12 protein-coding genes are annotated in these 12353 nt (G+C 66.0%); 6 read left to right on the top strand and 6 right to left on the bottom strand.

Going from position 1 to position 12353, the window contains the following annotated elements; all coding sequences use genetic code 11:
- Window positions 1–4: 4 nt before the first annotated feature.
- Entirely contained in the window at window positions 5–1663 is a 1659-nt protein-coding gene (locus tag AC3FKH_RS23455; protein WP_488678185.1) for a SulP family inorganic anion transporter, read from the bottom strand.
- A 229-nt stretch (window positions 1664–1892) separates the two neighbouring features.
- On the opposite strand from AC3FKH_RS23455, the gene AC3FKH_RS23460 reads away from it, so the two are divergent.
- Window positions 1893–2330, top strand: coding sequence for a universal stress protein (locus AC3FKH_RS23460; protein ID WP_488678186.1), 438 nt, complete (start codon window positions 1893–1895; stop codon window positions 2328–2330).
- A gap of 73 nt (window positions 2331–2403) precedes the next feature.
- Entirely contained in the window at window positions 2404–3057 is a 654-nt protein-coding gene (locus tag AC3FKH_RS23465) for a peroxiredoxin (protein ID WP_488678187.1), read from the top strand.
- Between the two features lie 253 nt (window positions 3058–3310).
- On the opposite strand, the gene AC3FKH_RS23470 is transcribed toward AC3FKH_RS23465, so the two are convergent.
- The 3 genes from AC3FKH_RS23470 to AC3FKH_RS23480 all read right to left on the bottom strand — a co-directional run bounded on the left by AC3FKH_RS23470 (window position 3311) and on the right by AC3FKH_RS23480 (window position 5909).
- Window positions 3311–4267, bottom strand: a complete 957-nt coding sequence (locus tag AC3FKH_RS23470; RefSeq protein ID WP_488678188.1) for a chemotaxis protein — start codon at window positions 4265–4267, stop codon at window positions 3311–3313.
- A gap of 186 nt (window positions 4268–4453) precedes the next feature.
- Entirely contained in the window at window positions 4454–4714 is a 261-nt protein-coding gene (locus AC3FKH_RS23475) for a MoaD/ThiS family protein (protein WP_483713264.1), read from the bottom strand.
- Window positions 4715–4727: 13 nt separating this feature from the next.
- Window positions 4728–5909, bottom strand: coding sequence for a glycosyl hydrolase (locus AC3FKH_RS23480; protein ID WP_488678189.1), 1182 nt, complete (start codon window positions 5907–5909; stop codon window positions 4728–4730).
- A 586-nt stretch (window positions 5910–6495) separates the two neighbouring features.
- Between AC3FKH_RS23480 and AC3FKH_RS23485 the strand changes: the two genes are divergently transcribed.
- A complete protein-coding gene (locus tag AC3FKH_RS23485; RefSeq protein WP_488678190.1) occupies window positions 6496–7119 on the top strand; it encodes an N-acetyltransferase in 624 nt (207 codons plus the stop codon).
- Window positions 7120–7150: 31 nt separating this feature from the next.
- Here the strand turns inward: AC3FKH_RS23485 and AC3FKH_RS23490 are convergent, their stop codons facing one another.
- Window positions 7151–7354, bottom strand: a complete 204-nt coding sequence (locus AC3FKH_RS23490; protein WP_488678191.1) for a hypothetical protein — start codon at window positions 7352–7354, stop codon at window positions 7151–7153.
- A gap of 480 nt (window positions 7355–7834) precedes the next feature.
- Between AC3FKH_RS23490 and AC3FKH_RS23495 the strand changes: the two genes are divergently transcribed.
- Window positions 7835–9217: an NCS2 family permease gene (locus tag AC3FKH_RS23495; RefSeq protein ID WP_488678192.1), complete on the top strand. Its 1383-nt coding sequence runs from the start codon at window positions 7835–7837 to the stop codon at window positions 9215–9217.
- A 1185-nt stretch (window positions 9218–10402) separates the two neighbouring features.
- Window positions 10403–10717 carry an H-NS histone family protein gene (locus AC3FKH_RS23500; RefSeq protein WP_488678193.1) on the top strand — a complete coding sequence of 105 codons (315 nt, stop codon included), beginning with the start codon at window positions 10403–10405 and terminating at the stop codon, window positions 10715–10717.
- 44 nt (window positions 10718–10761) lie between these two features.
- On the opposite strand, the gene AC3FKH_RS23505 is transcribed toward AC3FKH_RS23500, so the two are convergent.
- Complete coding sequence (locus tag AC3FKH_RS23505; RefSeq protein ID WP_488678194.1) at window positions 10762–11334, bottom strand: hypothetical protein; 573 nt, start codon at window positions 11332–11334, stop codon at window positions 10762–10764.
- A gap of 334 nt (window positions 11335–11668) precedes the next feature.
- On the opposite strand from AC3FKH_RS23505, the gene AC3FKH_RS23510 reads away from it, so the two are divergent.
- The gene (locus tag AC3FKH_RS23510) at window positions 11669–12337 is read left to right on the top strand and encodes an MFS transporter (protein WP_488678195.1); all 669 of its coding nucleotides are present in this window, start codon (window positions 11669–11671) and stop codon (window positions 12335–12337) included.
- The last annotated feature ends 16 nt before the right edge of the window (window positions 12338–12353 follow it).

Raw genomic sequence — 12353 nt, forward strand, 5'->3', positions numbered from 1 at the left:
GTCGTCATGCCTGCCGCGCGATCCGCGCGCAGCGCTCGGCCGCTTCGGCCAGCGTTTCCTGGTAGTTCCCCTCCCCCAGCGCCGCCAGCACGCCGGCGCGCGCAAGCTTCTGGCGCACGCGCGCGTTGGCTTCGCACAGCACCACGGCCACGCCGCGATGCCTGAGCTTGCCGATCACCTCCTCCAGCGTCTGCAGGCCGGTCATGTCCATGAACGGCACGCGGCGCAGCCGGATCAGCAGCACACGCGGATCGGTATGGGTCTGGATCAGCGCGCGCTCGAAGTTCTCCACCGCGCCGAAAAAGAACGGCCCGTCGATGCCGTACACCAGCACGCCGGCCGGCAGGCCGGACGGCACCCCGCCGTCGCGCGACAGTTCGTGCTCCAGGTCGGGCGCATCCTGGCGCGACACCTCCACCGACTCCGCCATGCGCCGCAGGAACTGCAGCATGGCCAGGATCACGCCGATATTGACCGCCACCACCAGGTCGGCCAGTACGGTCAGGCAGAACGTGATCAGCAGGATGGCCACGTCCGCCCGCGGCGCGCGGCGCACCATGCGCGCGAAATGCCGCAGCTCGCTCATGTTGTAGGCCACCACGAACAGGATCGCCGCCAGCGCGGCCAGCGGCACATTGGCGGCCAGCGGCGCCAGGAACATCACCACCAGCACCAGCGTCACGGCGTGCGTGATGCCCGCCAGCGGACTGTTGCCGCCATTGCGGATATTGGTCGCGGTACGCGCGATGGCGCCGGTCGCGGCAAAGCCGCCGAACAGCGGCGCGACCACGTTGGCCAGCCCCTGCCCCACCAGTTCCTGGTTGGAGTCGTGGCGCGTGCCGGCCATGCCGTCGGCGACCACGGCGGACAGCAGCGATTCGATCGCGCCGAGCATGGCGATGGTGAAGGCGGGCCCGGCCAGTTCCAGCACGCGCGCGAGCGTGACTTCGGGCAGCGACAGCCCCGGCAGGCCGCGCGGCAGGCCACCGAAGGCGCTGCCGATGGTGGCCACGCCATCGAAGTGGAACAGCGCCTGGATGGCGGTGGCCGCCACCAGCGCCACCAGCGGCCCCGGAATGCGCCGCAGCCAGGGTACGCGCGGCGTGCCAACCACCAGCAGCAGGCTCAGCAGCGCGATCCCCGTGGTGGCCGGATGCAGATGCGGCAAGACTTGCAACAGGTGCCAGAGCTTCTGGTGGAAATGATCGCCGGCGACCGCCGGCAGGCCGAAGAAGTCGCGCCACTGGCCGACGAAGATGATCACGCCGATGCCTGCGGTGAAGCCAACGATCACCGGCGCCGGGATATAGCGGATCACGCTGCCAAGCCGCGTCAGCCCCATGGCCACCAGGATCAGCCCGGCCATCAGCGTGGCGATCTGCAGGCCGTCGATGCCGTGCTTTGCCGTGATGCCCGACAGGATGACGATGAACGCCCCGGTCGGCCCGGCGATCTGCACCCGGCTGCCGCCAGTCGCCGAGACCAGCAGGCCGGCCACGATCGCCGTGTACAGTCCCTGCTCCGGCTTGGCCCCCGAAGCCATTGCAAAGGCCATGGCGAGCGGCAGCGCCACCACGCCGACGATGGCCCCCGCAACGATATTGGAGAGCCAGTTCCCGCGGCGGAACAATCCAGCCTGCCATGCTTCGCGCAACGCAATCATTGGGGCACCTTCGTCGACGGAGAATCGATAAGCACATCCGATGATAACAGTATGTTAATCATCGGCTACACCGGGCGAGCCCGTCCGGCGGCGGCGAACCGATGCCGGAAAGCGCACTGAAGGGCTGTCGCGACGGGCAGGCAATTCCTATACTGGAGTGGCCCGCGCGAACCGGGGCGTGCAGCCGGAAACGCGCCGGCTTTCAGTGGACTGGCAGGCGGAGGACACGATGTTCAAGCACTTCCTGGTTCCCACGGATGGCTCGCCCCGCGCCGACGCGATGATTGCGCGCGCCATGACCTTTGCCGGACGCCTTGGCGCCCGCGTCACGGGCCTGCATGTGATTCCCCAGTACCACCTGATGACCTACCGGCTGACCAGCCTGCAGGACACCCGGGAGACCTTCGCCGCGGAGACCGCGCGCCATGCCGACGAGTTCCTGGCCGCACTGAGCCGGGCGGCTACGCAGGCGGGCGTGCAATGCGAGACCGTCACCGCCACGGACGATCACCCGTGGCAGGCCATCGTGCAGACGGCGCAGCAAAGAGATTGCGACCTGATCGTGATGTCATCGCACGGACGGCGCGGCCTGCAGGCCATGCTGATCGGCAGCGAGACGCACCGGGTCCTTACCCACAGCGCGATTCCCGTGCTGGTATTCCGCTAGGCGCCCGCAGGGGCCTGGCATGCGGGCGACAGCCCGTTTCCCCACCTTCATCACAAGACCAAGGAGTTCGATCATGGCGATTCGCATTGGCGAAGTTGCTCCAGACTTCACCGCCGAAACCACGCAGGGGCCGATCAGTTTCCATGAATGGATCGGCGACGGCTGGGCCATCCTGTTCTCGCACCCGAAGGATTTCACGCCGGTCTGCACCACCGAACTCGGCTATATGGCCGGCCTCAAGCCCGAATTCGAGAAGCGCAATACCAAGATCATCGGCCTGAGCATCGACCCGGTCGGCGACCATTCGCGCTGGGCCAAGGACATCGAAGAGACGCAGGGCCACGCGGTCAACTACCCGATGATTGGCGACGCCGACCTGAAGGTGGCCAAGCTCTATGACATGATCCATCCGGAAGCCAGCGGCGGTCCGCGCACGGCCGTGGATAACGCCACCATCCGCTCCGTGTTCTGGATCGGGCCGGACAAGAAGATCAAGGCGATGCTCGCGTACCCGATGAGCGCCGGCCGCAATTTCGATGAAGTCCTGCGGTTGCTGGACGCCCTGCAGCTCAATGCTAAGCATGCCGTGGCCACGCCGGCCAACTGGAAGCCGGGCGAAGACGTGATCATCCCGACTTCGGTGTCGGACGAGGAGGCCCGGAAGAAATACCCGGACGGCTTCAAGACGCTGAAGCCCTACCTCCGGGTAGTGTCGCAGCCAAAATAGGCCCGCGGCGGGCGGCGCCGCCGTCCGTGCCCCCGGTGGTTACCGGCGCCGCCTCATACTTTTGGATGAGGCGGCCGAATCACCGGGAAAACTATCCACAGGAACAGTGGATATCCGGCCTATTGACAACCGCACAAGGCGCGCCGGGACTGGGAAACACTGGAGTGCCTAAATTCTAGGCAGGCCGCCGGTGTGGGGAAATGGTTGCACCGGCAGCGATTCTGTGCCTGATGCGATACAACCCGGGTCCGGTTCAGTGCACCAGGACGCTGCGAAGCGTCTCGGCCAGTTCCTTGGCCACGAACTTGGCCACATAGGCATCGGCGCCGACCTTGCGGACGTGTTCCTCGCTGGCCTCGCCCGAAAGCGATGAATGAATCACCACCGGAAGGGCCTTGAGGCGGCTGTCGGCCTTGATCCGGCGGGTCAGCGTAAAGCCATCCATCTCGGGCATTTCCAGGTCGGTCAGCACCAGCGCTACCTCGTCGTGGATCGAGCGGCCGTTGCTGGCCGCCTCGGTCGCCATGCTGTCGAGCAGCTCCCAGGCTTCCTTGCCCGACTTGGTCATGACCACCGGCGCGCCGAGCGCCTTCAGGCTCTGCTCGATCAGCCCGCGTGCGAGCGCCGAATCGTCGGCGGCGATCACCTTGGTGCCTGGCGGCAGCGCAAGCTGCGGCCCGACGGATTCCGGAACGACGTCCGGCTGGCGCGACGGCAGCACGTCGCGCAGGATCTGCTCGACGTCGAGCACCTGCACCAGGCGCGCCTGGTCGGTGCCGGCATCGAGCTTGGCGATGCTGGTCACGTGGCCGGTGCGCACGCTGGCCTCGGCCGAATGCACCTGGTTCCATTCCAGCCGCACGATCTCTTCGACCGCTTCCACGGCAAACCCCTGCGTAGACCGTGCGTATTCGGTGACCAGCAGGATGCCCAGGCCGTTTGCGGGCTTGCAGCCCACCAGGCGCGGCAGGTCGATCACGGGAATCACCTGGCCGCGGATGTCGGCCATGCCGAGGATCGACGGGTCGGCGCCGACCACCGTGGTGACCGGCGGCATCACCAGGATTTCGCGGACCTTGAAGACATTGATGCCGAACAGTTCGGACTGGCCTGAATGCTCGGCGTCGCCCAGGCGGAACAACAGCAATTCGAACTGGTTGTTGTTGGTCAGGTTGGTGCGCTCGTCGATGTCCCTCATCGAACTGCTCATGTGATGCTCCCCTTGCATGCCGATTGGCCGATTGGTTTGCCGCTGCGGTAGGTCCGGTCTGCGGCCTGGCGGCAGGCGGACAGCAGACGTTCGATGCTTGGATAACGGCAAGCGGGATGGGGATTTAAGGCGCGCGCCCCGCGCCAGATCAAGGCGCGGGGCGCGGCGCACGTGGCACGGCGGCGTTCAGCCGCCGGCCAGTGCCTGCAGGATGTGGACTTCGTCCTCGTCGTGCAGCGGCGCGTCGAGCCGCATCCACTGCACGCGATTGACGAAGACGCGGATATACGGCCGCAGCTTGTCCTGTTCGTCGACGATGCGAAAACGCATGCCGGGAAATTGCCGGTCGAGATCCTCGAGCAGCTGGCCGATGCTGCCGCCATGCGCCTCCACCACCGGCTGCTGGCCGGTGTAGGAAAGCAGCGGCGAGGCAATATGCACGCGCATCGCCCGGTCTCGCTCAGGCCGGCCGCGCGGACTGCACCGCGTAGATGTGCGGCAAATGGCTGGCAATGCACTGCCAGTGTTCGCCCTCGTCGGCACTGGCCCAGACCTCGCCACCGGTGGTGCCGAAGTACACGCCCACGGGTTCCTGCGCGTCGGCCGCCATGGCCTGGCGCTTGACCGTGAGCCAGGCCTGCGCGGGCGGCAGGCCGCGGTCCTGGCGTTGCCAGGTTTCGCCGGCATCGCGCGTGACATAGGCCGCGGGCTTGCCGCCGGGGCTCACGCGCGGCCAGACGTCGCTGCCATCCATCGGGAATACCCACACCGTGCGCGGATCGCGCTGGTGCGCGACGATCGGGAAGCCGATGTCGCCGACCTCGCGCGGCATGGCGTCGCCGATGCGCTTCCAGGTTCCTTCGCGCCGGTCCATGCGGTAGATGCCGCAGTGGTTCTGCTGGTACAGGATGTCGGGCGCGGCCGGATGCTGGAGCACGCAGTGCGGGTCGTGACCGTATTCGACGTCGGGGTCCGGCAGGAAATTGGCGGCACAGCCTCGGTTCAGCGGCTTCCAGTCGGCGCCGGCATCGGTGCTTTCAAATACGCCGCCGCTCGACATGCCGATGTACAGGTGTTTCGGGTCGCGCGGGTCGACCAGGATCGAATGCAGCTTGGGGCCATCGGGCGTGCCGTCCTGCTCGCCGCCGGTCCAGCTGCGCCGCATCGGATGATCGTTGAAACCGGTCACGGATTCCCAGCTTGCACCATGATCGGCACTCCGGAACAGCCCCTGCGGCGACGTGCCGGCGTACCACGTGCCCGGTTCGGACGCGTGTCCCGGCGTCAGCCAGAAGACATGGTCGACGACGCGACCGGTCTCGCCTTCGGGCGCCTTGGCAAAGGCGGGCGGACGCGTCGCCTCGGTCCAGTTCTCGCCGCCGTCAGTGGAGCGGAATACGGTCGGGCCAAGGTGGCCGGTGCGTGCGGCCATCAGCATGCGCCGGGGCTCGCGCGGGTCCTGCACGATGTGATGGATGGTATGCCCCAGGAATACCGGCCCCCGCAGGGTCCAATTGCGGCGGGCCGCATCACTGGTCAGGAACCACGCGCCCTTGATCGTGGCGACCAGCAGCATGGCCGGGCCGGATTCCGGAGTCGGCTTCGAATGGGGCCCGGGATGCGGCGCCTTGGTAGCAGTCATCGTGGCTCCTGCGGAATTGCCCCGTCACGGGGCGCGTGCTTTCGAGTCTAGTATATGTAGACAGTGTTCACAATTACGATGTGACGGCAGGATGTGGCCGGTAACTCGTCGCCCATGCGCTCGTCCTCCTCTCCAAATCGATGCTGTTGACCGCAGATCTCGGCACAATGGATAGACATGAACGGAGAATTATGGGATAAGACCCATTGCCCGGCCGCGCCCCGCCACGCCGGTTCCTCCCCATCTATTTGCCGATGCTACGCCCTTTCCGCGCCACCGCCCTGCTTCGCCATGCCCTGCATGGCGCGGCCGCGTGCGCGCCGGCGATGGCCACCCGCATCGGCTTGCCGGCGACCCCGGCCCATCGGGCCGTGCTTTTCCTGGCCGTGCGGGCAGCTCGGCGGACCCCCGTCCCGACCTGAGCTTTCCCGCACGGCACTTTGCATGCCGCTGCCCTGTTGGCAGCCGCAAACCATCGTGCATCCAGGAGAAAGCCATGCCACAGATCTACCGCCGCACCCTTTGCGCCATGCTGGCGCTCGTGATCGTGTACGTCGCCCTCAACGCCTGAGCGGGGGTACTCGTCATGACCTTGACCTTCGCATTGCGCCGTCCGGCGCAGGCACTGGCACGCGCCTTGGAATTGCGCATCGATGTCAGCCCCGGACGGGCCGAAGTGGAAGACGAACTGGGCGCCCTGCATGACCGCATGCGCTGCCCTGGCGACCGGCTCCATGCGATGCCGGACCAGCCCAGCGGGCTGCCGGGGCTGCGCCTGCGCTTTCGCGAGGCCGACGGCGAGATTTTCGTGTACGTGGAAGACGTGGCCAGCGGCCGGCTTGCCGGCTATACGGTGTTCAACCGGCTGATCGAGGTCGGCCGTCGCGCCGACCCGTGGGTGCGTTCGCCCCACACGAAGTTTGCGCCGGCTTACCAGCGCCGCGGCCTGGCGTCAGGCCTTTACCGCTGGGCGCTCGATGGTGGATTGTGCCTGCTGAGCGGGGCCCGGCAGTCCGCGGGCGCGCACGCGCTGTGGCAATCGCTGGGCAGCCGGTACACGCTGGGCTATGTCGACCTGCGCCACAAGACGCTCACCTATCTGGGCGAACGGGTCAGCGCAGCCGTCATGGATGACCTGCACACACGCATGGTGCTGCTCGGCCATGGCTGGACGCTGGGTCGCTTCAAGGAAGCGACGGGGATGTACTGAGTCCGCTGGCTGGGGCGGCGCTCTGAAGCGTTCAGAGCCAGGTAATGGGCGCCGCCAGGCGGGCATTCTCCACATGCAGCGCCCAGCCGCGCGCAAAGTATTCGCGCACGCGCGCGGCCAGCGAACGGCCGTTGCCCATGCTGGCGTACAGGTCTGTGTCGCGGGTCAGGTCGGTGGCAACAGCCGGACGGCGGCTCGGCGACTGGCGATAAAGCGTATCAGCAAGGACTTGCATAAAAGGGCTCAGGCTAAGGGTAGAGGGAACGTCGATGAGAAGCGTACCGAGCCGCACTTGCGTCGACCTGCAAGGACGCTGACGACCCGATTCGAGGGTTATCCCTAGTATATCGAAGTCGACCCCGAGACATACGGGACAACCCCTATAGGCCGTATTTGCGTCAGCTGATATTGCAGGCGTGCCTCCGAGCCACCTCCGGGCCGTCGTCGCCCACGAAAGCGGCAATCCATCACATTCACTATTCCCCGCCAGGCATACCGCGCATTTTGACGGGGTTATGACGAGTCGGCGCGCGTCGCCTAGCCTTCAGCCTTGCCCGGATCACGCCCATGCAGAAGGCACCGACAAGAGGCAACACCGATAAAACCGGCCGCGCAGCGAGCATGGACGCGGCCGATACCTAGAACCACGTGAGACAAAGCCTGTCCACGGCCCCTCCATCGGCCGCGGCAGCGCCCTGCAAGGAGACAGATCATCATGATCGAACAGCCCTATCCGTCCGTGACGGAAGTCGATTCCGCGCGCCCCGAAGTCAGGAACAAGCTCGACGCCTATTTCCAGATCACCGAGCGCGGCAGCACGCGGCGCCAGGAAGTGGTGGCCGGCGTGACCACCTTCATGGCCATGGTCTACGCGGTCTTCGTCGTGCCGGGCATGCTCGGCAAGGCCGGCTTCGACACCAGCGCGGTGTTCGTGGCGGTATGCCTGACCACGGCGTTCGGCTCGCTGCTGATGGGGGTGTGGGCCAAGCTGCCGATCGCCATCGGCTGCGCCATTTCACTGACGGCCTTCATGGCCTTCGGCCTGGTGCTGGGGCAGGGACTGTCGCCGGCCGTGGCGCTAGGCGCGGTATTCCTGATGGGCGTGGTGTTCACCGCGATCTCGGTCACCGGCGTGCGCTCCTGGATCCTGCGCAACCTGCCGGCAGGCGTTGCCCATGGCGCGGGAATCGGCATTGGGCTGTTCCTGTTGCTGATCGCTTCCAATGAGGTTGGCCTGGTGGTCAAGAACAGCGGCGCGGGCCTGCCTGTCGCGCTGGGCAAGATCACCTCGTTCCCGGTGGTGATGTCGGTGCTGGGCCTGGCCGCCATCTTCGGCCTGGAGCGCCGGCGCGTGCCGGGCGGCATCCTGCTGGTGATCGTCGCCATCTCCGTGCTGGGCCTGATCTTCGACCCGGCCGTGAAATTCACCGGCGTGTTCGCACTGCCTTCGCTGAGCGCGCCCGGCCACCAGTCGCTGATCGGCGCCATGGATATTCGTGGCGCGCTGTCCGCCGCCGTGCTGCCGAGCGTGCTGGCGCTGGTGATGACGGCGGTGTTCGATGCCACCGGCACCATTCGGGCCGTGGCGGGCCAGGCCGGCCAGCTCGACGCCAGCGGCCACATCCGCAACGGTGGCCGTGCGCTGACGGCGGACTCGGTCAGCTCGATCTTCTCCGCCATGTTCGGCGGCGCTCCGGCCGCGGCCTATATCGAGTCGACCGTCGGCGTGGCCGCCGGCGCCAAGACCGGCCTGACCGCCGTGGTGGTCGGCCTGCTGTTCCTGGCCGTGATGTTCTTCTCGCCGCTGGCGGGGCTGGTGCCGTCATACGCCACCGCGCCCGCGCTGATGTACGTGGGCCTGCTGATGCTGTCGAGCGTCTCGCGCCTGCACATGGATGACCTGGTCGATGCGCTGTCGGGCCTGGTGTGCGCCGTGTTCATCGTGCTGACCTGCAATATCGTCACCGGCATCATGCTCGGCTTCTGCACGCTGGTGGTCGGCCGCATCGTCTCCGGCGAATGGCGCAAGCTCAATGTCGGTACGGTGGCGATCGCGATTGCGCTTGCCGCGTTCTATGCCGGGGGCTGGGCCATCTGAAACAGACGCTTCAATCGGACCGCCGCTGCCGCTGGCGCGGTTGTCCGCAATGAATTCGACAATGTCTCCTCCACCGCCACACGGTGGATTTATGCCCCGGGATTCCTGCTTTCCCGGGGTATTTTTTTTGGTTCTTCGGGCGAATTGCGGGGCGTCGTTCTTGGCATGCGCGCCTGTTTCGCCGGCGTAGCCGGCGAGTCCCTTTCTGTCCGAGCGACAGAAGGAACCAAAGAGCGCGTCTACGTGGTCGACGAACGGCCCGATGGGTAAAGACGGTACAGGGCATAGCTACACTGCCTGCCGCGTAGATGATCAGGATAGACACCTTGGATGAGCGAACCCGGATTACTTGGTGGCTCCTTCTAATCCCACCATCAGTCGGACGCCTACGGCTGCGCTGCGCGCACTCAGTGAAAACCGAGGGAAAGGGAAGGGAAGAAACGGAAGCACCAGCCTCTGTGCCGTTGATGACCTCCCGCTTGCCGACTACTGAGCCGCGCAGCAGCCGTAGGCGATGATGCGATGGCGTTCGCAGTGTCGAGCCACGGACAGTTTCGGGGCTGGTTCAATCATTGTTGGAGAGCCTGCAGACGGATGCGCACCATGCGGCAGGCAGCCGGGCAGACTCTGAAGCGAATACCCGTACGAAATTCGTCGCACACTACGATCAATATTCGCCCGTTAGGGCAAGTAAACGCGTTTCTTGGTTACTTCTTGTCGCTTGGACAAGAAGTAACTCGCCGGCTACGCCGGCGAAACAGCGGCGCCTGCCAAGAACGACACCCCGCAATTCGCAAGAACCATTTTTTTGGGTTCTTGGCCGAATCGCGTGGGCAAGAGATCATCCCCGCAGATCAGCGAAGAGCCATTCTTTTTTGCCTACCGTCTATACGCTCATCGTGCCGGCATCCGGCCATGCCAACCACTGCCGCATCCATCAATATCCATTGAACCTTGTCGCCCGCCGGGCGAACGCATAGCGAATTTCGAAACCGAAGAAAAGCCGGAATGAAGTCGCGCGAGCGCCGCCATTTCTGGCAAGCCGCACCACTCTGTAACAATAGACCCGTGCATTCTGCGTTATATTTTGTAAAATATTTTCGTATCCACCGCCGCACGACAATGCCATATCGGCAGGAAGTTCCAGTACCATGCAGCGGTCAATTGCAGAAAAGGGGAATATAAATGGCGACATACAAGCAACTTCTTGCAGAAAAAGAAGCACTCGAAGCCAAGCTCAATGAGGTCAGGCAAACCGAAGTCGCCGGCGTGATCGACCAGATCCGTTCGCTGATGGCCGAATACGGCCTGACCCCGGACGACATCGCCCCGCGCCGCGGCCGCGGCCGGCCGGCAGGTTCGAACGCGTCCAAGAAGGCGGAGCACGCTCCGCTGCCCGCCAAGTACATGGACCCGAAGACCGGCAAGACCTGGTCGGGTCGCGGCCGTGCCCCGGCATGGCTGGGCAAGCGCCCGGAACGTTTCCTGATCGAGTCGTAAGCCGCCGCGGCCGCCCCTGCCGGGGCTGGCCCGTCCAGGCGTCGTCAGGACGCCTGGCAGACGTATTCTTTCTTCAGCGCGCGAAAGCCCTGCTGCGTCGGCTCTGCCATGGGCCGCGCGGCGCCTGACGAGAGCGGTTGCAAGCGCAAGACCTGGGCCGAGCACTGGCTCGCGGTCTCATCCCGCTTATAGCGGATTTCATATTGCGCCCCCGCCGCGGGCACGAACGACACGCCCGCCGCGCAGCGCAGTTCCGGCAGCGGCGGTGCGGCTGTCGATATCACGCCCACGTAGATCCGCCGACCCGCCTCAACATGCCGCTCGCGCGTGCGCGCCGGCGACTCCGGCGAACTTCCGGCCATCTCGAGCCCGCGCTCCCGCCCGATCGCCGACAACTGCCTGCCCATTCCGGCCAGTACCAGCGGACGAGCCGGCTCCGGGCACTTGGCGGGATCGACCACCGTGAAGGTGGTGTTGTCATCGGTATCCGTCATCAGGCGCACACTGGCCACGGCGGCGCCGGACGGCACGCGGTACTGCGCCACGCAGCCGGCCGTCATGACGGCGCCGGCCAGCATGGCCAGGATCGGTACTGCCGTCGGCCCGTGGTGTCGCATGGTGTCTCGAAGAAAGGGGGATGGCATGCCGGGGCGCCGAACGGCGAGCGGCAGGCCGGGGCGGATCGCTCAGCATACCCGCTGGCCGGGGGCCGCGTCGATGGTAGAAACCCATGTTGAAATCCGGCAAGGATATCCACAGAATCTGTGGATATCCTCGCGCGTCTCCCCCGAAACGCCCAATCTGTGCGCCAACGCACCGGACCGCCCAATTTTTAGGCATTCGGTTGCACCGTAGCGTAACCCGTCATGCCCGGCGCTCCCACGGCGGGTTTTCGCCGAAGTGTTCGGCCAGGAAATCCACAAACGCCCGCAGCAGGCGTCGCGTGGTGCGATGCAGCAGACGAACGCCGAGTTCGCGCTCCAGCCTGCCGAGCAGGGCCGTGCGCTGGTCGACGATCTCGAAACCTTCCTGCCATCCCTGCCGCCCTCCGCAGGCGCCCCCCATGCCAAATCCTTCTGCATTGGCTCCGCCGAATTCGTCATCATGGGCCTGCTGCTGCAAGTGGCCACTGACTTGCATGTCAGGGCGGTGTCGCCGATCCTGCTGCTGTTCGGCGGCGGCATGATCGTCGGCAACATCCTGGGCGGCCGCTTCGCCGACCGCCAGCCCACGGCCGCGCTGCTGGGCTCGCTGAGCGCGCTTATCGCCGTGCTCGCGGCCATGACTTTTGCCGTCCACAGCCAGCCCGCCATGGCCGGCTTCGTCGGCATCCTGGGCGTCGCCGCGTTCGCGACCGTGTCACCACTGCAGCTGCGCGTGCTGCATCACGCCAGCGGCGCGGGCCAGAACCTGGCATCGAGCTTCAACATCGCCGCATTCAATCTCGGCAACGGCATCGGCGCGTGGCTGGGCGGCATGGTGGTCGCCCATGGCCCGGGCCTGAATGCCCTGCCCTGGGTGGCGGCCCTGGCGCCATTGGCCGCGCTGCTCGTGGCAGGATTCAGCGTGAGGAGGGAGCGCGGCAACGATCGCATGGCCGTAGTGGCCGAATTGGGCTGACACAGGCGTGCATCAG

It is taken from the genome of Cupriavidus sp. 21MJTG02-4 (genome assembly GCF_057798975.1).